Genomic DNA, 21986 nt, shown 5'->3' with positions numbered 1-21986 from the left:
TATGGGATGCTTTTCAGTAGTATAATTTTTTTTTAGAACCTTGACCATCCTTTCCACCAGCTTGCAAGCACACCTGCAGGAGCTATACCACCACGGAAAGTAACTGTTTTATCAAAAAAGGTATCGCCTGTAAATTTAGCATCCAGGAAATCACCACCCGAATTGATTTTCAGGTTACCATTAGAACCTGCAAATGGAGTAGGATCTGGTGCAGAGTAATTGTATGGTTGAATCAGCTTGGCATCTGATACGTTTGTAAGCAGATCGTTATTGTAAAACGAATTGGTAAACCATGTAGTAAGTGCTGCATCAGAATTGATGGTCGCACCTGCAGTACCGGCAAATTTCACATTCACTGCATTACCAGCCAATGTTACATTTCTTAAACGGATAGTGCTGTCTTCAATATTTAATGCTGTTGAAGTACCGGTAGTAGCATCAATGTAAATACCTAAAGGCCATCCTACAATGATCGAATTAAAAATAGAGATACCGGAGTTTCTCCTGATCTGTGCGCCTGCAAGAAATAAAGAGTTGCCGGTATTGGCTAATGTAGCTTTTGGACCGATAGCTGTGATATTGCTGAAGATAGCTTTTGTCTTTGGTGTACCTGTAGTTCCGGTAGCATTATTATCACTTTCAAATGCTTCTGATTTTGAAATATCTGCAATCAATGAATCACGGATGATCAAACCAAACTGTACTTTACCACTAAAGCCGTTATCAGTATCAAAATCATCATCCTGTGTTTTGTAAGCAATAAGGTATTTGCAATTTACGCTGCCACCAAACCATTCAAAAGCATCATCTTTTGCATAAATGGTTTCTACGTGATCGATAGTAGTACCACTACCCACACATGCCAATGTAAGACTGTTGATCTCTTTATCGGGCTGATAAGCATAACCTGCATACTCAATACGAACATATTGTAAGGTACCGGAATTGTCGTTATCAACTACTGTTGGAGCTACTGCATCACCAGAGCCTGCAAGACCATCTCCGTTGGCATTATCAATACCACCTTCTACCTGGAACAAACCATTGATTCCGTTGTAACTTAAATTATATCCTGCTTTACCGCAAAGTACAATACCACCCCAGTCGCCCGATTGCGGATTAGGTGATGCTGATGTAAATACAACCGGTTCTGTTGGCGTACCTATAGCAACTAATTTTGAACCACGGGTAATAACCAATGCAGCCACATCCGAACCACTGAAAGAACCTTTTACTGTGGTACCGGCTTCTACAGTCATGGTGTGGTTACCTACCATATACACCAGTCCTTTTAAAATATAGGTATTTGCTTTACGCAAAACAGTATCTGCATTAATGCGGCCCTGTAATGTAATCGTCTGGCCTGTTGTGGTACCACCACCGCCGTTTACAACCACCACTTGTATTTCTCCGTCTGTCTCAATTTTACGACAGCTGGTAATTGCCAAAGCTGCAATAGCTGTTAATGATAATAAAATGTACTTTTTCATTGCGCTGTTTTTATTTTTTAAAAATTTTATAATGAGTAATTGAATGTTAAGCTGAAATTGGTACCGCTCTTCCTGGTAAACCTGTAAGCATCACTGCTTTTTTGAAAAGATAATTTGCTGCTGGTATTCTGGTAGAAATATTGTGTTTGATTAAGGATATCGGCAATATTTAATCTTAATTCACCTTTATTCTTAATCACTTTTTTAGCCAGTTGCAGGTCTAATACCGGCCTTGGTGCTTCATAAATATCCGGTGCGCCGCCTTGTATATCACCTACCAGGTAGATCCTTTCGCCAATCTGGTTAAAAAGAACGGTTGCATTAAAACCTGCTTTTTCAAGATCATACAATAATCCAAAATTCAACAGGTAAGGAGATTGCCCCTGTAAAGATCTGTCGAGGCTTAAGGTGGCATCTTTCACATTGCTTTTAATATAAGAAGCATTGGCCTGGAAGGTGAAATTCTTTAAAGCATGTGCAAAATCAAGTTTCTTGCGAAGCTCTGCTTCCACACCGTAAGAAGTTGCTTTTTTAGCATTCAGGTAAGTAAAACTGCTGGCACCACCGCCCGAACCATTAAAGTATTGTTCAATAGCGTTTTCAAAATTCTTATAAAACACACCTGCAGTAAATACTTCACCGGCTCTTGGATATAATTCGTAACGCAGATCGAAATTGGTAACCTTGGTTCTTTTTAATTGCGGATTACCTGATACAGATGCATTCAATTCAAAGTCATATAAGTTAAGTGATGATAATTCCCTCAACTCCGGGCGGATGATCGTTTGTGAACCGGATAACCTCAGGTTGCTTTTGGTATCCAGTTTTAATGTTGCATTTACACCAGGTAAAAAATCGGTTATCTTGGAATAAGAATGGCGTGGGTCCCATTTCTTAACACTGCCTACCAGCTGGTCATAATTTTCAACCCTTACGCCCCATACCACTCTTAATGCTTTGGTCAGTTGATTATCCAGTTGTATAAAACCTGCATTTAAAATGGTGTTGGCAAGATAACGGAAGGTATTGCCCTTGATAGCATCAAATGCAATTTTATTATCAGTGCCGTTGCCAAAATTTTCTGCAGCAAAAACCTGGTCGGCTGGTAATGCCCTTAAAGCAGGATTATCTGTTGGCAGATAATTGGCAAACAATTGTGCATCATAAAGGCGGTCTTTTATCTGCAACATGTAGCCACCTTTGATGGTTTGATTTTGTTTTAACCATTTAAAACTATAAGCTAAATCGCCACCCCCGGTATAAATATAATCACTCAGGCTCTGGTAAATTCTGCTGCCACTTTGCTGTGATAATGAGTTAGACAAAACCAGGCTGTAAGGATTTTGTGAATTCATTGTTTTTGAATATAAAATCCTGCGTTGATCAGGTATATAACCATCCAGGATATTAAATGCACCATACCATTTAAATTTAAGTGGTGTGCTGATGCTGTGCTCGCCGGCTAACTGGCCTGTAAAAAATGTATTTTCTTTAAACGTAAACTCTGTACCTCTTAACTGATCGCCTCTTGAATAATCTACACCATTACGCATGGAAACAGATTGTGGCGAGTTTACATTTACAATGGCCTTGGCAGAAATTTTATTTTTCTGGTTCAGCAATAAACTCACACTTCCCAATGCACCTACGCTAACATCCTGCTGGTATTTATCATCATTATAATCGGTAACCACACTTACCACATTGGTAATAGCATCAATAGCATTATAACGGTTCAGTAATTTAAGGTACTTGTTGTTTTTGCTGTAAGTAATACCGAATATCCCACCCAGTTTTTTACCCGCTACTTTAGTTGTAAAACCTCCATTAGCCTGGAAAGAAGCATTCAGCGGCGCATTGATTGATGTAGGGCTCCATGCATTGCGCATTTGTTTGCCGATGGCAGTTTTTTCTGCCGGCGATAAAATATCAAACTCCGCTTTTCTTGTATAAGCCGATGGCAGATTCCTGGTACCATCATCAAAACCTAACCAGTCAGTTTTTCCTCCCTGGTCTTTATAAAAAGTCTTTCCAACAGTCTGGGAATTAAAGCCTGTACCGATCTGTATATTAAAGAAGTTTTTTGCAGGAATATCTTTTGTGTTTACCTGTATTAATCCACCTGCCCATTCACCGGGATATTCCGGTACAAATGCTTTATTGATCACAATATTATCGATCATCGATGCAGGGATAAGATCGAATGAAAAAGTTTTCCTGTCAGGCTCCGTGCTGGTCAATAAAATACCATTCAGCATAGCCTGGTTATAGCGATCGGCCAATCCTCTTACCACAATAAATTTACCATCCTGCAAACTGGCACCTGGTGTACGTTTCAATACTTCACCGGTATTTTTATCCGGGCTTCTCCTGATGGCTTCTGCAGAAATAACTGAAGCAACGGTATTGGTGTTTTTTTGAAAACTGATCAGGGCATTAGTACTTTCCTTACGGGCAGAACTGGAACGTACCACCACTTCTTCGCCGGTTTTTGTTTTGGCAGTTAATGCAATATCAATATGGGCAATGCCATCACTGCCTGTTTGTACATCTGTAATTTCTTTGCCTTCGTAATTGGTAGAGCTGATGATGAGCGTATATTTTTTACCGGGTTCTGCATTAAATACAAATCTGCCGTCGATGTCTGTTGCAATACCTTTTCCTGTTTCTTTCACTACCACCGAAATGCCGGAAACGGGATTTCCTGATTTTGAATCGGTGATCTTACCTTCAATTTTTCCTTTTTGGGCAAATGCGGTAAAAGATAAACTGATAAAAGTAAGCAGGGCGATAAAGCGTCTCATAACTGTTATTTTCATGCGGCAAAGAGAGACCTTTAACATTACTGCAATGTTACCAGTGTATTAATGAATTGTTTCCTTAATGTTACGTAATTGTTACCAACGTAAATTATTATCTTGCTTTACTAAAACATAAATAATGAAAGCAGTTGCCATTAATGATATTACAACAAGGGAAATTGTACCGGGCTTTTCCGGAAAATATTATCATGCAGATAATTTAAGTATTGGCTGGTTAGATGCAAAGGCGGGCCACACGGTACCGCTGCACTCACATGTACACGAACAGGTAAGTTATGTGCAGGAAGGAAAAATGCTTTTTATAATTGAAGACAAGGAATTTATCTTAGAAGCCGGCATGGCCATTACTGTGGCACCCAATTTAAAGCATGGCGCCACTGCTATTACCGATTGTAAATTGATTGATGTGTTTAACCCGGTGAGGGAGGACTATAAATAAAATGTGATAAAAAATAATTTTCAATGATCAACACTCAATTTTCAATGTTCAAGTTCAAATGCCTGCAGAGACAAGGCAGTATTTAGTTGATTGCTACGTCTTTTACTTGAAAATTGAGTGTTGAACATCGGGCATTGAATATTTTCTTTCCCGGCATTTAATAACTTGTTTCATCCAGCTTCACTTTTCCTTTAAAGGTCCAGAAAACAAAAAAAGTATACACGCCAACTAATGGCGTGCCGATGGCTGCGATCAATAAAAGTGTTTTCATTGTTTTTAATGAAGAAGCGCCATTGGCGATAGTAATGCTGTTATGTACATCATTAGTGGCCAGTAATAAATAAGGAAAAATTTCCAGTGCCACCATCGCCAGTAATGAAGCAATGGTGACGGACGAACTGATGAATGCATAACGCCATTTTCCCTTGTTCAACTGGCGTGGAATATTGGCGATAGACAAAAACATAATCAGCGGTAAAATAAAATAAGCCGGGCTGCTTCTTATTGTATCGCTCAGATGGGGAATGTATAATAAAGTATACAGCGTAGTAATACCAAAGGCCACCAAAAAGAAAATGGTAAAACTCTTGGCTAATAAAGATAGTTTGGTGTACAGCCTGTTCTCTGTTTTCATAGCTAAGTAAATAGCGCCATGCAACATAAACAATGCAAGCGTAGTTACTGCCACCATTATACTAAAGGGATTAAAAAAAGATAACCAGTTACCAGCAAATTCATGCTCGGCATTAAGCGGTAATCCCAATGCTACATTGCCTAACATCAACCCCAGTGATAAAGCAATTACAATGCAGGCAAAAGAATAAATAAAATCCCAGGTCAATCGCCACCTTGCACCTGGTTCTTTACTTCTGAATTCTATGGCAACAGCCCGCCATATCAAGCCTATCATAAAGATCATAAAGGGTACATAAAAAGCAGAAAAGATAGCAGCGTACGCTACAGGAAAACCGGCAAACAATGCACCACCGCCAATTACAAGCCATACTTCATTGCCATCCCATACCGGGCCAATAGCATTTAAAGCAATCCTGCGGCTGGTTTCTTTTTTTAAAAATAAATGTAAGGCACCGGCGCCTAAATCAAATCCATCCAGTACCGCATAACCGGTAATTACGGCACCAAAAACCAGGAACCACCAAACGTTATAATCCAAACCTAAAAATGTTTCCATAAAAAATGATTAAACAAAATTAATGTGCAGGGATAACCACAAAGCTTTTATTCTGCATAGCACAATCGTCCGTGTTCATCAATTTCGGAGCAATTATTTAATTTCATAAACTCCCGCACTAAAAGAAATCATATAAAATCCGCCTGAATCTGTGTCATCCGTGTTCCTGTATATTGAACTTCCTCCCTGCCTGTAAAGCACAATCATCCGTGTTCATCCAATTCCAGGGCTATTATTTAATTTCATAAACTCCCGGACTAAAAAAATCTTATAAAATCCGCCTGAATCTGTGTCATCCGTGTTCCTGTATTTTAGACATCTTCTCTGCCTGCAAAGCACAATCATCCGTGTTCATCCAATTGCGGAGCAATTATTAATTTCATAAACTCCCGGACTAAAAAAAATCATATAAAATCCGCCTGAATCTGTGTCATCCGTGTTCCTGTATTTTAAACTTCTTCTCTGCTCAACAACGGGTTATCTCTTTTGCTGCCTTCTTCAATGGTTTCTTTACTGTCTTCGTAATAAGGCCCGTGTTGTATTTTTTTATTCAGCAGGTAAATAAATAAAACAAACAGTGTGGCATACACTACAGTAAAAAGGATCAATGAGAAAACAACCTGGTTAGCTGAAACTGATTTAGATAAAGCATCAGAAGTTCTTAATAATCCATATACCACCCAGGGCTGGCGGCCCATTTCTGCAGTAAACCAACCTACCTGGTTAGCTACCTGCGGCAATAGTACCGACCATACCAAAAGCGTCAGCAACCATTTTGTATCAAATAATTTCCCTCTCTTCCATTGCCAGCAGGAGTACAAAGTGAGCGCTATTAAACCAATGCCAATGGCAATCATAATATGGTATACCTGGAAAATAGCATTCACCTGTGCAGGCCTGTCCTCAGCTTTAAATGCGTTTAATCCTGTTACCGGCGTTTTAAAATTATTATGAATTAAAAAACTAAGGCCACCCGGAATTTTAACACCGGATGTGGTTTGCGTTTTATTATTTACCCAGCCAAATAAATACATATCGGCAACAGCACTGCTATCATAATGCCCCTCCATTGCCGCCAGTTTAGCCGGTTGGTTTTTTGCCACACCATCAGCACTTTTGCTGCCGGTAAATAATTGTGCTAAAGAAAAAATGGTAGCCACCACCAATGCAATTTTAAAAGCAGGTTTTGCAATCTCCAGGTGTTTCTTTTTAAGAATGTAATATGCATTAACGCTGATCACCAAAAAAGCACCGGCCAAAAAAGCACCGATCCATGCATGTGTCAACCTGTCCACGCTGGATGGATTAAATACCATGGCCCAGAAATCGGTGATCTCTGCCCTTGCATGCAAACCTTCGCCAACAATATGAAAACCTGCAGGTGTTTGTTGCCAGCTATTAGCCACAACGATCCACACTGCACTAAATAAAGAGCCTAAAAAAACCATGATGGTTGAAAAGAAATGTACCCTGGGGCCAACACGGTTCCACCCAAATAATAAAATACCAAGGAAACCACTTTCCAATGCAAATGCAAAAATGCCTTCTGCTGCCAATGCACTGCCAAAAATATCACCTACATATTTTGAATAGGTAGCCCAGTTGGTACCAAATTCAAATTCCATAATAATGCCGGTAGCAACACCAATACCAAAAATGAGCGCAAAGATCTTTATCCAGAACCTTGTCATCTGCTCATACAACTTATTGCCGGTTTTAAGGTACATGCCTTCCATGATAACTAAGATCAAACCCAGGCCTATACTTAATGGGGGATAGATATAATGAAAAGCGATAGTGAAAGCAAATTGTATCCTTGCTAATATTTCCGTGTCCATGGTATAACTATTTTCAATGTATAGTTTCCATGTGTAAAATTAGTTCATCTCTTCATTGCAGCACTATTTGTTTTGTAAAAAGCAGAAAATAATTCCAGGCTTTCTTCAAAACAATAATTTTTGTTTCACTGGTAGATTGGGGATAAAAACGGGCCGGATATTGTTAAGCATGTACGGTGAGTTGTGCTACAACTTCTTCCGCCAGGCCAAAAGACAAAGTCATACCTGCACCACCCACGCCATTGAGAATGTATACGCCGGGATCTGGCGAAAAAAATATCTCCGTATCGCCATTGGTTAATTTGGGATATACGCCATGCCAGGTTTCTGCAACAGCATTACCATTGATCTTTAAAAATGTTTTTAAATAATCCAGTATCATTTTATTGATGGCAGACCTGTCAAACGGATCTAACTGCAAACCATATTCGTGCGAATCGCCAATGGTGATTTCTCCTTTGCCATTTTGTGCCGCCATTACATGGATGCCCAGGTCGAGATACTCTTTCATTTCCGTGGCCATTTTCTTTTGCAGTAGTGGCAGGGAAGGTGCGGCTTTAAAACTATTGTAGTGCAGCAAAGACAAACCACCACAAATAGCCGTTTTAATGCGAAATTTTTCCGGCATAGGTATCGTACGTTGCATTTGCAGTTTGCATTTGGTCAACGGTAATTTAGAAAACTCTTCCGGGTACAGGGTTTCAAAATCAGCACCGCTGCAAACAAAAATGATATCGGCTTCATATTCTTCTTCATGGCCAATATACACCGTCTGGTCGGCAACATAACTTACACATTTATTCCAGTTGAATTGTACACTGTATTTTTCCTGCAGGTACTCGGGCAGGGCTGCCAATGCTTCACGGGGATCAACCAGCATTTCATCTGCACTATACAAACCGCCCAGCAAATTATCCGGGTTTACATGTTCGTATTTTTCAAGGATCTTATTTTTATCTAAAAGGGTAACATCTCTTTTTTCTTTTTTAAAAACAAATTCAAGTTCTCTTAAAACCTGCCACTCTTCTGCATGGTATGCCACATGAAGGCTGCCGGTCTCTTCATGCCAGATGCCGGCGGCGGATGCAACGGTTTTCCATATTTGCCTGCTGCGTATGGCACGATTGTATAAAGTACCCGATGGTTGCCCGATAGGCCATACCATACCAAAATTTCTTACCGAGGCACCAGACGCCTGTGCATTACGGTCAAATACTTTTACAGCAAAGCCTTTTTCACTAAGCGCTCTTGCAGTGGCCAGGCCCACAATGCCGGCACCAATTACGATGGCAGATTTTTGTTGCATATACTTTTATATAATTTACTGTGTGTACTTAAACTAACTATAATTAAAACAACACCTAAAGCACCTGCTGTATAAAAAAGAAAGGAAAAAAAATTTACCCAGCTGTATTTAATAGGTATGAATTCTTTTATGAGCAATACAGCTACCGTTCCCAGGTACCCGAAAGCATCAGCGATATACATTACAAAACCAATATTGCCTCTTACTTTGTAAGTAGCCAGCATTCTTTCAAAATATAAACAATTAAACGGGAGGTACGCTAAATACAAACCTGTAGTGGATAGTAGCATCCATGTAAAGGCTGTGATAAGATGTATATGAAAGCAAAATGTTGATATCGCTGATAATAATACACCCGCCATTACTAAAAAATGGCTCACCCTGAAGGCCTTGTAATTATTTTTAATGAGGAATGAACCACCAACAATTCCTAAAACGATCAATGAAATAATAGTACTGGTTTGTGCAAAAATGCCGGCATTGTTCTGATAACCGGTTTCTGTCCATAATTCATTGGCAAAATCTTCGCAAAAATCTCTTACAATAGTAAATATGGCGTAGGCAAATACTACAGGGAACAAGGCAACACCAAACTGTTGTATAAATTGTTTTCTTTCTGAAGCACTCATCGGTTTGCGCTCTGTGCGGTGTGCAATATCATCCGCTGTTGGCGGTGGTACCTGTTTAAGCAGCCACACACCGGTGCACAACGGGATGATAAAAATGGCACCGGCAATAAATGGCATCCACCAATCGCTGAAATTAAAATCGAGTAATAACCATTTGCCTGCAGTTTTGGCAACACCCGATGCAAAAATAAAACTGGTAGCTAATACGGCACCCATTATCTCTGTAGTTCTTCTGCCTTCTAAAAAACCAAATACCAAACCAAACACCATACCCAACGGAAGGCCGTTAATAAACATGCAGGTGATATTATAGGGAGCCGGAATAATGGCAAATAATAATAGCGACAGCCAGGCTATACCCACAAATAAAATGATGTAGTTAGCTCTCCTTTCCGGCTTCATGCCCGAAATAAATTTAATGCCATAAAACTTACTGCACATATAACCCAGTACCTGCGCAATAACCAAACAAACTTTATAGGAAATGCCAAGAAAAAAAATATTGCTATAGGTGGAAACCGTATAAGGCTTTCTGAAACCGTACATGCAACTATAAATTACAAATGCATATAACGAAGTACAGATCACCAGCATCACGGGTGATTTGTATAGCAGGTTGAGGCTGCTGTTGGTATTGGTTAAAGAAATGGTTGCTGGCATAAAAGTAATTAAATCAATGGCAGCAATTCCGATAAATGATTGATGATATGATCCGGGGCTGCAGATGCTAACTGCTCATAGTTGTGGGCACCTGTTGTAATACCGATACTTAAGTGGCAGCCTGCATTTTTTCCCTCTTCGATATCTATTATAGAATCTCCTACTTTTATTACTTCATGGCCGTCTGTAATGTCAAACTGTTGCATGGCCAGTAATATCATATCAGGTTGAGGGCGGTTATTGGTAACATCGCTTGCTGTAACTAATGCATCAATATGTACCCCAACTTTCCAGCCTAATTTATCCAGGATAGCAGCAGCAGTTATTTCATTATACCCGGTATTCAATACCACGAGAATATTTTTTTTCTTTAACTCGGCAAATAACTCTTCTGCACCAGGTTGTGGTTGCAGTTCAAACCTGTTATAAGCTTCCGCAAGTTCAGTGGTAAATGAAGTATATATTTTATTGGATAATTGATCAAGCGGTATGGCACCCGACAATGCAATAATATCTTTAATGGCCGTTAATTTTTCTTTGCCGGCACCCGTTGCTAAAACCTCTGCTAAAGTAAAATCATAACCGGCATCATTGATAGTTTTCAACAACGTCTTGTACACAATATTATCTTCATCAACAGTTGTGCCTGCCATATCAAATACCACCATCTTTATCATACGCTTGAATTTTTAATCGTTTTGAATAGCTAAATGTTCAATCATCATTTGCTTGTAATGAAATAATGCCGGTAATGGTTGTTCTGTTTTTTTTGCAAGATCATCCCAGCGGCGGATAGCAATGTACTGGTCAAATAAATCATCTTCTTCAAAAGCAATTGCTTCATCTGCAGTCATAACACCACCCTGGAATTCCAGTGTTTTTTTACTGGCTTCAGATAATTGATTGTAATACTCCGGGTAGTGATACGTGAGGTATCTTTTTGCAGCCACATGGCTTTTTACCAACCGTGCAATTTTTTCAGAAAAACCCAGGCTTAATAAATAAGCAGCACCAAGATTTTCATGATCTACCACACCCACATCATCCATGTGTGCTGATTTTTTTTCGGGAAAAGCAAACTCACATAAATGTCCTATATCATGAAAGAATGCGGCCAGTATAACTTCGTCATCCGCCCCGGCGGCTTCTGCTAATTGTGCACACTGGCACATATGTTCAATCTGCGATACAGGCTCACCAATATAATCTTCAGTGCCGTACCGCTCATACAAAAACATAATTTCATTTACTGATTGTAAAACGTCTTCTGTGATCATGGTATTAATTTTTATAAATACTCTCAATAGGGTCGGCTACCGGATGTGCTGCTGTAAAATTGAAACCTAATAATTTTGCAAATGTTGCTGCCAGTTGCTTCTGGTATAAAGTATTGGCTGTTTTTACTTCACCCAATGATCTCGTATCCGGGCCAATGGCAGCGATCCATATTTGCCCGGCATCTTCAATCTTGCTGCCATGATGACGCCAGTTATCTTTTAATTTATCGCCACGGCCATGATCGCAGGTAATAATTAAAGTGGTTTTATTTTTGTATTGCGGGGTAGATTGAATGTAGTTCCAGAGATCAGCGATCATCGCATCTTCTGCATGAGCGCTTTTTAAATACTGATCGTATTCGCCACCATGAGCAAAATCATCGGTCTCATCAAAGGCAATGTATAATGCCTTAGGTTGATAGGCTTTCATGTATTCTCTTGCAGCAAAATAAGTAAACACATCGGGCCTTACACCAATAGGCCTGGTGGTTAAAAACTGCATATCATTAATTAACTGCAGGGTGGGGGAAGAAAAATGTAATGAATCTACATCGGCATTTACATACAGGCCGCTTCTTTGTGTATTGAGAATATAAGGAAAAACATCCCAGGTAGCAAATGCTGCAACCTTACCACTGTATTTTTTTTGCTGGTTGATGAACTCCAGCACATTCGTGTTTTTATTCCAGATCTTATCATTGCTGTTTACAGCGGTGTCGGGATAGCCGGTAAATATTTCATTATAACCGGGATACGAAAACCAGTAAGGATTGGCATTGTTTACATTATTGCCGGCCCAACGGTTGCCATACAATTGTCCTTGCGTAGCCACAGTGCTCCATAAAAAAGGGAATAATTTTTTTCTTCTTTCAATTGCATCGTCTGTCCAGAAATCCTTACTGGTACCACTGCTGTCTTTAGTATACTTTTTATTTTTTAAAATAGCAGAATCTGCGCCACCGAAAACTTCCTGCCAGCGCATGCCATCTAAAGTTACCACTACAATATTTTCTGTTTTTAATTGTGCTGTAACACTGATTGCAATTGTAAGCAATAACACAAGTGTTGAAATATTTTTGCCAACTTTCATAATAATGGTTTTAAAATAGTGGCTGGAGTTTAAATAAACTCCAGCACTTTGTATTGATGAGTGATTGCAACGAATATGTATTATTTTATGACCCAGATCCTGGCATTGATATCATCCTGCCCCGCAAACTGGTTTTGAATAGCACTGTTTACATTAGTACTATTGATCGATTTTTCAGAAGTAGGGTATTGAAACCTTAAAGCTATACGGTTACTGTTGCCATTACCTGGCCCGGTATGAAATGTAGGTACACCGGTGCGGCGCCAGTTATAATAGGCTTCCCAGCCACTGTTTTGATAAAAGCCCAGGTATTTCTGTGTGATGATCTGGTTTAAACCTGTTGCAGTATTGCCTGCATATTTTACCGATGGTTGGGCATAATAAGTGGCCCAGTCGTAATTGATGGTGTAAGTATTATAATCACTTAAAGTGCCCCCCGGCTTTTGAAAGTATACGGTGTTATTGCCATTAGCAATGCCATAAAAACCAATACCCGCCTGTATACCTTTTGTATACCAGTCTTCTGCATTGCCGGTTATCCAGCCCCGGTTAATGGCTTCTGCAATATTGAAACACATTTCAGGGTAACCGATCTGTATGGTGTTTTCTGCAGTAAAACTGCTGTAATATCTTTTGCGGTTAATAAAAGAATATTTTCCTAAACCGGCATTGGAACTCATGGTAGCCAGGTCTTCGCCGCTGCCTGCACCGGTAAATGCTGCAAAGCTGTTTGGAGCTGCACCGCCGGCAACTAATGCCGCAGCCGGTTCTGCTACATAAAAAGTACGTGGGTCATTAAGGCTAACTAAGGTATTTAAAAATGTAGAGGTCATATTGTACCGGGCTGCATCAAAACCAAAACTTTCAGGATTGGTGGGATACTTATTGTACTGTGCATTGTAAACATACTGCAGGTTATCTTCCATATTGGTAAATAAAGGATACCTGGAAGGGTTTGCAATGGTTTCTGAAAACTTTTGTTTAATGTTCAGGTCAGCATCAGCTTCCTGTTTACTTAACTGAACTAATACACGAAGTTTAAAAGCATTCACAGCTTTACGCCATTTAGCCAGGTCGTTGTTATAATAAAAATCGCTGGACAATAAGTACCCTCCCTTGGAAATAACGGTACCCATATCATTATTAGATTCTTCCAGCCAGGCTAATATTTGTTTAAACACATCCTTTTGGGCATCGTATTTAGGAGAAACGTTAGCCAATGATTTTAATGCTTCTGATACAGGGATATCTCCTGTTTGCATGGTCAGGTTATAAAACAAATACGCCCTGAAAAATTTTCCTAAAGCACTGTAGGGATTAGGTACTGCAACACTTTTTGCAGCTTCCTCTTCCATCTTAATTACATTTTTAAGTGTATTGTAAGTGCCGTAAGAAACACCTGACCATGTGTAAGCCTGGTCGCCATAATAGGCGTAGTTACAGGCATAAAACTGGTTCCATCTTTGTGTAGGACTAAACGGGCTTTGGTAAATATCAGATAACACGCCATTTAAAATAAGATTGGCCGGAACACTGGTGGCCCTGTTGGGATCAGTTTGTAAAGAGTCAAAAGATTTTTTACAACTGGTAGTACAAAGTAGTACGCTCACAGAAAGTATTGAAAATAACTTTTTCATTTTTTAGTTTTTAATGATAATTAAAAAGTGACATTTAAATTAACACCATAACTTCTTGTGGTGGGTGTTTGTAAATTAGTGCCGGTCTGGCTGCCAGCATACTGGTCAATATCCACATCTTTAAACTTATTATCTTTCATAAAGTATAAAATGTTACGTGCTACAAATGAAACACTGGCATTTTTAATAAAAGATTTACCTAAAATATTTGAAGGCACATTGTACGATAGCACAATTTCCCTCAGCTTCAGGTAGCTTTTGCTCATCATATCTGCTTCGGGTATACTGTACACACGGCTCACATAATCCTGCACATAGGTTTTAGTGGTATTGGCACTAAATTGTAAGGCTGAGTAATTAGTAATAACACCGGTTACAGGATCGTAAGTAATGGGTGTGCCATTAGAAACCTGCACGCCTTCTCCCAAATAAGATTTAATACCTTTAGTATCATCATATCTTGACGCTCCCAATGCACCTTCCGTAGTTTCAATATGGCGGCCACCCTGGAAAGTTTTCTTTCTTACATAATCTTCCATCACGCCACCCACACGTCCGTCAAACTGGAAACTGAGTGATACATTTTTATAATTGAATTTATTATTGAAACCCCAAACCCATTTTGGATTGGCATAACCGGCAAATTGTGCAACAGGCAGTATAATAGGGCGTCCGCCGCCATCATTAATAATTTGCCCGTCCTGCGTACGTGCAAATTTTGAAATGTACACTTCATCTACACGGCTGCCTACTTTATAAAATGTATTTAATGCCGCTACACCTGCAGGCAATTCTTTATACACTTCTTTAAAAGTGCTCCAGTTTACCAATACATCCCAGCTAAAACCATTATTTAATTTTACCGGAGTACCACTCAATGAAATTTCAACACCGGTCTTTTTTGTCTTGGTGGCGTTGATAGTGTAGTTAGAATAGCCGGAGGCTGCAGAAATCTGTTTATTAAAAATCTGCGGGCCATCAACATAACTAAAATAGGCAACATCAAGGCCAAACCTGTTTTTTAAAAACTTCATATCCATACCAACTTCAGCACTCGTTCTGTTATCAGGTTTTACATTTTCATCCACAAGGTTATTGGTAAAACGGGCTTCGGTAGTATTGTTATAACCTGTACCGGTATTGTATACACTGTTAAAACCATAGGTTGGCCCGCCATAGGTAGAAGAATACTCTGCACCATATCCTAAGGGGTAACTGTTATTAGGTGTTGCCCCGATGGTATTGGATACAAATGAACCGCCGCCTCTAACCTGTGCATAAGAACCCCTGAACTTTAAAAAAGAAATGGCAGCAGGAATAGTTACATAATCTGAAACAACGGTACTCAGATTTACTGATGGATAAAAGAAAGTGTTGTTTTCTGAATTTAAAGCGGACAGTTTATCAACCCTTCCTGTAGTGTTAAGATTAGCATATTTACCCAATGCAAAATCTACAGAGTAAAATGCACTGGGTACTCTCATTTCAGAAGCAAAGCTGTATGCTTTTACCGAGTTGCGGCTATTGGAAAATGCGTACACATTCGGTACATTCAGATAATCAGTGGTAACAAAACTTGAATTATAATTGAATGAACGGATATTGGCACCGGCAAAACCATTAATGCCTAAGAAGCTTGCAATTTTGGGTGATTTAAAACGCAGCATTACTTCGGTATTATTTTCAAATAATGAACGTTTGTCTTCACGGTAATCTCCTAATCCGCCCTCACGTCCGTAAGGATGTGCAGAAAAAGGCATTTTTTCTGTCCTGGTCAAGTCATAGGTAGTGATAGAACTTCTGCCCATCAGCTCTATATAATTATTAAACTTGTAGTTTAAAGTAGCATAACCATAAATATCATTTTTATGATGGCCACGTAACCATTCATAACTCATGAAATAAGGATTGTGATAACGTTGGTATTCGGCATAAATACTTTGTACACCTTCTTTGCCGGGCTGCCAGTAATTATGCATATCATCAATATTCCAATCGGCCCCGCCCCAGATAGTGATATTATAGATAACACTGTTGGGGCCATAGTTTACATCAGGGATATTATCAGTGTATTGTTTATTAAAATTAATATTGGCATCCAATGTTAACTTTTTGCTGAACTTTAAAGTAGAAGCTAAATTAAAATTGGTGGTATTTAAATTGGTATTAGGTACCAATCCTCTCTGGTAGGTTTGTCCTACTGAAAAACGAAGGTCATATTTATCACCACTTGCTGATACCGATAAATTATTGGTAGATAAAATACCGGCTTGTATAAAGCGTTTTAAATTGTCTTTTCCCCTGGCTACCCATGGTGTTTTAGAACGTACGCCAGTAACAGGATCAACCGGGCTATCGTATTGCTCAATCAGCTGTCCGTCAAAACGGGGGCCCCAGATATCGTAATCGTTATCATTTATACCGGCACCTTTGCCATCAACAAATTTATATTGTCCGTGATCACCGGGGCCGTATAAGTCCTGTGTTTTAGGTAACGCAATAAATCCTTTGCTTATCATGGTGCTGCTGTTAAACTCAACGGCATATCCACGTTTATCTTTTGTACCTTTTTTGGTATTGATGATAATGGCACCATTTTGCCCGCGGTAACCATATAATGCAGAAGCAACAGGGCCTTTAAGCACCGTGTAGCTCTCAATATCATCGGGGCTGATGTTCCAGGTATCTGAATTGATTGGCACACCATCTACTACATATAAATTGATGGTGCCACCACGCAATAACACCTGGGGATTACCTAATAATTCTGCCGAAGAACCAACAGTTAAACCGGCTACTTTGCCCACCAAAGAGTTAATAGGATTGGGCTCCCTGGCTTTTATCAGGTCTGCACCTTTTACATCCTGCGATGAATAACCAATGGTTTTCTTTTCTTTCTTTACGCCTAATGCAGTTACTACCACATCATCTAGTTGTTTGGCAAGCGGTGCTAATTGGATCGTTAAAAAATTATCAGTGGCATTTACTACCTGTTCCTGGTAGCCGCTGAAACTGAAAGTTAGTTTTTCCCCTTTCAGTACACCAAGTTTAAAATCACCCTCCTTATCGGTAGAGGTACCGTAAGAGGAATTTTTTAAAGTGATGCTTACTCCTTCAAGAGGTTTATGGGTAATGGCATCTGTAACTCTTCCCTTCACCTGCACATTTTGTTGTGCCAGTAAACAAAAGGGAGCATACAGTAATGTAATAACCAGCAGCAGGGTTCTGGTTAGTTTGTACTTTGTTGGCTTCATAAACAATGATTTAAGTTTTGAGCGCCAAAAGTATCAGCACTGTGTTACCAAATAATTGCCCGTGCGTTAAGGAAAAACGAACAAAATGTTAAGAAATGAAAACTAAAAATTGATAACAATTTTCTAATGCAGAAGAAAGATTTGTTTTGTAAATAGAGCGCTGCAATTTCAAACGGTCATAAAACAAAAAAAGCAGGGCCAGAAAATGGCCCTGCTAAACGCAACATGAGAAAGACGCTATGTATGTATACCAAAACTAACTGCAGTTATAACCGGGTAAGGTTAAAAACATATAAAAATATGCTATTGGAGTGCAGTATCTTTATGCACTGCAAAGATGCAGCAGTTGCTGTTAACAGCAGGTAAATACAGTGTTACCTAATCAGCAATAAATTGTTAAGTAAATATTACAACGGCTTTTTTTAAAACCTGAATTGCAGCCTGCAGGTAAATACATTATCTTTTACATCGGTAGTATATCCTGCCAATGATGTTTTTTCATTGGTAATTTTATCGTACCATAATATCAGCTTGGCATTATCGGTAATATAATAAATGTAACCAAAGCCTAAAGTGGAAAATTTAATATTGGCGGCATTCATATTGCTGCCGGCTTTTCCTATCTCATCATTTTTAACACCGGTATTGGGGTCGTACCAATCGTATTTTATGCCCACCTGGTGATGGGTACTCCCTAAATGTTGCAGAAAATAAAAATAAGCACCATTGAATTTACGGATATAGTAACCATCTGTACCTGTAAATAATACCGCCGGTGTTTCATTGCTGGTAGCCGATGCCGTTTGTTTACCCATCATATACTCTGCTCTTAATTCTGTGTATCCGGCTTTGTTTTTAATTTTTAACTGGGCATCAGCACCATAATAATGCCTGGGGGCAATTTTATTAAAATTATCGGCGGCAGAATCAACAACGAAATTTTTTATACCGCCAACGGTTGTTGACTGGTATACATATTTTGTGTTCTGGTTAAAACCACCGTATAGTATAGAAGCCGCGGCGCCCAGCGTTATTTTTTTTGAAATATACTGTGGTTTAATGGTAACCCTTCCAATCAGGTCCTTATGATTATCAAAATCAGTGGTGGCATTTACACCCGGCCCGTTAAAAATACCAACATCAACTTTTAAAAATTTCATTTTATTGGTGGGCACTCTCGGTTCAAATGTTACCATCGCACCAAGATCCCTTTCCACTTTCAACAGTATCTGGCTCATACGGCCACGTTCAGGGCTTTCCCGGTCGGCACTGGATAAATTTAATTCGTAACTGAATGGTCGTGCAAACAAACCTGTGGTAAAGGCAAAAAGCTGGTACTTATTTTCAAAAAACCTGCCCCACACATCTCTTACATTGGAACCTCTTTCGGTAATATCGTATTGAAAAACGAATTGTAATGACAAACCTTTAGGATTTGCAGGAAAACTGATGTAATCAAACCTTACCCTTGCCCTTCTCAGCATAAACCGGTTGCTGCTGTTGGGGGCAAAATCACCCCCGGCAAAACCTTTGGCACCCTTGCTTTCTGCTACCTGGAATTGTGGTTGAATATATCCTGAAAGCCTTATTTTGTTTAAGCGGTTGTATAAGGCCAGCATACCTTTACCCATGTCCTTTGTGGTATCTACCATATCCATTAAATACTGGGCTTGCAATAGCTGGCATAACAGTAGTGTTACAGCCAGTAAAGGCAGTTTTTTCTTAAGCATAAACAAATTTTGCCGCAAAGGAATAACAATTTAATGTTACCCCTGTGTTAACAAATCATTACCATTTTAAAAGGCCTTTATTATTTTGGGCTAATAGCTAACCTTTGCCGCAAAATTTATAACTATGGCAGGCTTGAACTCAATTTTAAAGATCTTTTTACCTAAAGACAGGGTGTTTTTTCAACTGTTTGAAAGTGTGGTGGATGTACTGGTTAAAATGGGTGAAAAATTAAAAGAAGTGGTTAACGAACCCGACTTTGATGAAAGGGCAAAACTAATAAAAGAAGTGGAAGACATGGAGCATATAAACGATGATTATACGCACCAGATATTTACAGAATTAGGAAAAAACTTTATTACCCCATTTGACAGGGAAGATATTCACTACCTGGCTTCTGCCCTGGATGATATTGCAGATTATATCCAGGCATCTGCTAAAAAGATAAATTTTTACAGGGTAAACCCTAATGATATGGGTATACAAAAAATGGCCGATATTATTGCACAGGGTTGCGTGGCTGTTCATAATGCGGTAAAAGAATTACGCAATATGAAAAATATGCGCCAGATCACCGATGCCCTGGTACAGATCAACAGCATAGAAAACCAGGGAGATGACATTTTTGATATGAGCATCGAAAAATTATTTGCCGAAGAAAATGATGTGAAGGAAGTAATTAAAAAAAGAGAGATCTACCAGGTAATGGAAATAGTAACCGACAAATGTGAGGATGCGGCCAATGTAATTGAAAGTATAATTGTAAAATATGCATAGCCGGTAGTGTACAGTTTGTAGTAACTAACTGCAAACCATTAACTATCAACCTCAACTAATACTAACATGACTTTAGTAATAATAATTATAGCCCTTGCCTTAATATTTGATTATATCAACGGCTTTCACGATGCAGCTAACTCAATTGCAACAGTAGTATCCACAAAAGTATTAACTCCATTCCAGGCGGTGGTTTGGGCGGCTTTTTTTAACGTAGTGGCCTTCTTTATTTTTAAAGACCACGCAGTTGCCAACAGCATCAGCAAAACGGTAAATAAAGAATTCATTACATTGCCCGTTATCTTATCAGGTTTAATAGCAGCTATTTTCTGGAACCTCTTAACATGGTGGTATGGTATTCCTTCTTCATCTTCGCATACACTTATAGGTGGGTTTGCTGGTGCAGCAATTGCTCATGCCTTATCTCTAAAAGGAATAGGGTACAGCTGGGGTAAAATAATAGAATCAGATATCATCATAAAAACTATACTCTTCATCTTCCTGGCACCAATAATAGGAGGATGTATCTCCATCTTTATAACAATAGTCACCATAATGCGAAACGTGTGGCTGCGTATAGGGATTATAGCATTGGCAACATTTCTAACCACGATGTTATTTCATCATTTTCAGAATAATAAAATGGATGAAAACCTGCAGAAGTTTTTAAAAATTGATAAATACCAGAAAGAAAGCGCCGAAGCATTGGCAAAAAAAGAAGCCGCTCCTTCTGATACAGTTGCTTTAAAAAATTATACTGCTGCAAAGTCAAAGCTGGATAAAGCAATGCCTGATTATAAAAACATACTGGGGCTGATAGGAAACTTTAATGAACTTGGCGCAAAAGGCGTTGCTAAAAAAGCATATGACAACGGATGGCTCAAAAGCATTGAGGCCAGCAGGTTAAAAGATGATGTTAGAAATACTAACGATTTTTTAGTGCTGGAATCTAAAGCTGCCAGCGATGCGGCCAGTAAAGCTAAGTACGACATTGCTAAAGTAGAAACAGAAAAATATAAGGAGCCATTAAAGAAATTTTTAAACAAGGAAATTTCCCTGGATAGCACCATACTGGCATTAAACACTATTTACCCGATTGATGAGGTAAACAAAGAAAAAGTAAAAGCAAAAATCGCCACATTCAATATTGAAAAAGCTTTAGCTAAAGATGTAGACAAAGCCGACAATAGCAAAATTGTTTGGGGTATTATCATCACCTCAATTATTTTCTGCCTTATCTATTTATATGTAGAAAAAATAAGAACACCCACCGCTTACAAAGTTGCTATCATGTTTAAGCGTTTGCAGTTGTTTAGTTCTGCTGCATTCAGTATCGGGCATGGCGGTAACGACGCTCAAAAAGTAATGGGTATTATCGGTGCCGCTTTAATTGCTAATGGCAGTATTCAAAACTTCTCCGACTTGCCGGGCTGGGTTCCCGTGGCCTGTTACCTGGCCATTGGCCTTGGTACAATGAGTGGCGGCTGGAAGATCATTAAAACCATGGGTACAAAAATTACAAAAGTTACACCGCTTGAAGGTGTGGCCGCCGAAACTGCCGGTGCCTTTACACTATTCTTTACCGAACAAATGGGTATTCCCGTTTCTACTACGCATACTATTACAGGCTGTATCATTGGTGTAGGTGCCACCAAGCGGTTAAGTGCTGTACGCTGGGGGGTAACGCTGAATTTATTATGGGCCTGGATATTAACCATACCTGTAAGTGGTTTGCTGGCAGCACTGGTATACTATATCGTTTCTTTTTTTATTAAATAAGATCAAAATAACTACTGAATAAAAAAATCACTCACGCAACTGAGTGATTTTTTTATTTTCTTTGTAAC

At 39.1% G+C, this 21986-nt stretch carries 15 protein-coding genes; 3 read left to right on the top strand and 12 right to left on the bottom strand.

Annotation, left to right across the window (positions count from 1 at the left end):
- Positions 1 to 32 precede the first annotated feature (32 nt).
- Both ACYVM0_RS22960 and ACYVM0_RS22955 read right to left on the bottom strand, forming a co-directional pair.
- Positions 33 to 1490 carry a hypothetical protein gene (locus ACYVM0_RS22960; RefSeq protein WP_460561061.1) on the bottom strand — a complete coding sequence of 486 codons (1458 nt, stop codon included), beginning with the start codon at positions 1488 to 1490 and terminating at the stop codon, positions 33 to 35.
- Between the two features lie 26 nt (positions 1491 to 1516).
- Positions 1517 to 4294: a TonB-dependent receptor gene (locus ACYVM0_RS22955; protein WP_460561060.1), complete on the bottom strand. Its 2778-nt coding sequence runs from the start codon at positions 4292 to 4294 to the stop codon at positions 1517 to 1519.
- A 136-nt stretch (positions 4295 to 4430) separates the two neighbouring features.
- On the opposite strand from ACYVM0_RS22955, the gene ACYVM0_RS22950 reads away from it, so the two are divergent.
- Complete coding sequence (locus ACYVM0_RS22950) at positions 4431 to 4751, top strand: cupin domain-containing protein (RefSeq protein WP_460561058.1); 321 nt, start codon at positions 4431 to 4433, stop codon at positions 4749 to 4751.
- A 157-nt stretch (positions 4752 to 4908) separates the two neighbouring features.
- On the opposite strand, the gene cydB is transcribed toward ACYVM0_RS22950, so the two are convergent.
- From cydB to ACYVM0_RS22900, 10 genes are all read right to left on the bottom strand, one after another.
- Positions 4909 to 5943 carry a cytochrome d ubiquinol oxidase subunit II gene (gene cydB / locus ACYVM0_RS22945; protein WP_460561056.1) on the bottom strand — a complete coding sequence of 345 codons (1035 nt, stop codon included), beginning with the start codon at positions 5941 to 5943 and terminating at the stop codon, positions 4909 to 4911.
- 449 nt (positions 5944 to 6392) lie between these two features.
- A complete protein-coding gene (locus tag ACYVM0_RS22940) occupies positions 6393 to 7781 on the bottom strand; it encodes a cytochrome ubiquinol oxidase subunit I (RefSeq protein ID WP_460561054.1) in 1389 nt (462 codons plus the stop codon).
- 163 nt (positions 7782 to 7944) lie between these two features.
- Positions 7945 to 9087 carry a TIGR03364 family FAD-dependent oxidoreductase gene (locus tag ACYVM0_RS22935; protein WP_460561052.1) on the bottom strand — a complete coding sequence of 381 codons (1143 nt, stop codon included), beginning with the start codon at positions 9085 to 9087 and terminating at the stop codon, positions 7945 to 7947.
- On the bottom strand, positions 9063 to 10376 hold the full coding sequence (locus tag ACYVM0_RS22930) for a DUF5690 family protein (protein WP_460561050.1): 1314 nt from the start codon (positions 10374 to 10376) through the stop codon (positions 9063 to 9065). Before ACYVM0_RS22930 ends, ACYVM0_RS22935 begins: the two co-directional genes overlap by 25 nt.
- 8 nt (positions 10377 to 10384) lie before the next feature.
- Entirely contained in the window at positions 10385 to 11053 is a 669-nt protein-coding gene (locus ACYVM0_RS22925; RefSeq protein WP_460561048.1) for a phosphonatase-like hydrolase, read from the bottom strand.
- A gap of 12 nt (positions 11054 to 11065) precedes the next feature.
- Complete coding sequence (locus ACYVM0_RS22920) at positions 11066 to 11653, bottom strand: HD domain-containing protein (RefSeq protein WP_460561046.1); 588 nt, start codon at positions 11651 to 11653, stop codon at positions 11066 to 11068.
- A gap of 4 nt (positions 11654 to 11657) precedes the next feature.
- The gene (locus tag ACYVM0_RS22915; protein WP_460561044.1) at positions 11658 to 12743 is read right to left on the bottom strand and encodes an alkaline phosphatase family protein; all 1086 of its coding nucleotides are present in this window, start codon (positions 12741 to 12743) and stop codon (positions 11658 to 11660) included.
- Positions 12744 to 12823: 80 nt separating this feature from the next.
- Positions 12824 to 14380, bottom strand: coding sequence for a RagB/SusD family nutrient uptake outer membrane protein (locus ACYVM0_RS22910; RefSeq protein WP_460561042.1), 1557 nt, complete (start codon positions 14378 to 14380; stop codon positions 12824 to 12826).
- Between the two features lie 20 nt (positions 14381 to 14400).
- On the bottom strand, positions 14401 to 17634 hold the full coding sequence (locus ACYVM0_RS22905) for a SusC/RagA family TonB-linked outer membrane protein (RefSeq protein ID WP_460561040.1): 3234 nt from the start codon (positions 17632 to 17634) through the stop codon (positions 14401 to 14403).
- A 422-nt stretch (positions 17635 to 18056) separates the two neighbouring features.
- Complete coding sequence (locus tag ACYVM0_RS22900; RefSeq protein WP_460561038.1) at positions 18057 to 19364, bottom strand: porin; 1308 nt, start codon at positions 19362 to 19364, stop codon at positions 18057 to 18059.
- A 124-nt stretch (positions 19365 to 19488) separates the two neighbouring features.
- Between ACYVM0_RS22900 and ACYVM0_RS22895 the strand changes: the two genes are divergently transcribed.
- Positions 19489 to 20139, top strand: a complete 651-nt coding sequence (locus tag ACYVM0_RS22895) for a DUF47 domain-containing protein (protein WP_460561036.1) — start codon at positions 19489 to 19491, stop codon at positions 20137 to 20139.
- A 66-nt stretch (positions 20140 to 20205) separates the two neighbouring features.
- A complete protein-coding gene (locus ACYVM0_RS22890; RefSeq protein ID WP_460561034.1) occupies positions 20206 to 21918 on the top strand; it encodes an inorganic phosphate transporter in 1713 nt (570 codons plus the stop codon).
- The last annotated feature ends 68 nt before the right edge of the window (positions 21919 to 21986 follow it).

It is taken from the genome of Ferruginibacter profundus, from assembly GCF_054783275.1.
This window is presented reverse-complemented; position numbering and strand designations above follow the sequence as displayed.

Bases quoted from the DNA above. Each gene is read 5' to 3' on its own strand.
- ACYVM0_RS22940 (WP_460561054.1), bottom strand. From the start codon at position 7,781: ATGGACACGGAAATATTAGCAAGGATACAATTTGCTTTCACTATCGCT.
- ACYVM0_RS22950 (WP_460561058.1), top strand. From the start codon at position 4,431: ATGAAAGCAGTTGCCATTAATGATATTACAACAAGGGAAATTGTACCG.
- ACYVM0_RS22955 (WP_460561060.1), bottom strand. From the start codon at position 4,294: ATGAGACGCTTTATCGCCCTGCTTACTTTTATCAGTTTATCTTTTACC.
- cydB (WP_460561056.1), bottom strand. From the start codon at position 5,943: ATGGAAACATTTTTAGGTTTGGATTATAACGTTTGGTGGTTCCTGGTT.
- ACYVM0_RS22935 (WP_460561052.1), bottom strand. From the start codon at position 9,087: ATGCAACAAAAATCTGCCATCGTAATTGGTGCCGGCATTGTGGGCCTG.
- ACYVM0_RS22890 (WP_460561034.1), top strand. From the start codon at position 20,206: ATGACTTTAGTAATAATAATTATAGCCCTTGCCTTAATATTTGATTAT.
- ACYVM0_RS22930 (WP_460561050.1), bottom strand. From the start codon at position 10,376: ATGCCAGCAACCATTTCTTTAACCAATACCAACAGCAGCCTCAACCTG.
- ACYVM0_RS22925 (WP_460561048.1), bottom strand. From the start codon at position 11,053: ATGATAAAGATGGTGGTATTTGATATGGCAGGCACAACTGTTGATGAA.
- ACYVM0_RS22960 (WP_460561061.1), bottom strand. From the start codon at position 1,490: ATGAAAAAGTACATTTTATTATCATTAACAGCTATTGCAGCTTTGGCA.
- ACYVM0_RS22910 (WP_460561042.1), bottom strand. From the start codon at position 14,380: ATGAAAAAGTTATTTTCAATACTTTCTGTGAGCGTACTACTTTGTACT.
- ACYVM0_RS22895 (WP_460561036.1), top strand. From the start codon at position 19,489: ATGGCAGGCTTGAACTCAATTTTAAAGATCTTTTTACCTAAAGACAGG.
- ACYVM0_RS22905 (WP_460561040.1), bottom strand. From the start codon at position 17,634: ATGAAGCCAACAAAGTACAAACTAACCAGAACCCTGCTGCTGGTTATT.
- ACYVM0_RS22915 (WP_460561044.1), bottom strand. From the start codon at position 12,743: ATGAAAGTTGGCAAAAATATTTCAACACTTGTGTTATTGCTTACAATT.
- ACYVM0_RS22900 (WP_460561038.1), bottom strand. From the start codon at position 19,364: ATGCTTAAGAAAAAACTGCCTTTACTGGCTGTAACACTACTGTTATGC.
- ACYVM0_RS22920 (WP_460561046.1), bottom strand. From the start codon at position 11,653: ATGATCACAGAAGACGTTTTACAATCAGTAAATGAAATTATGTTTTTG.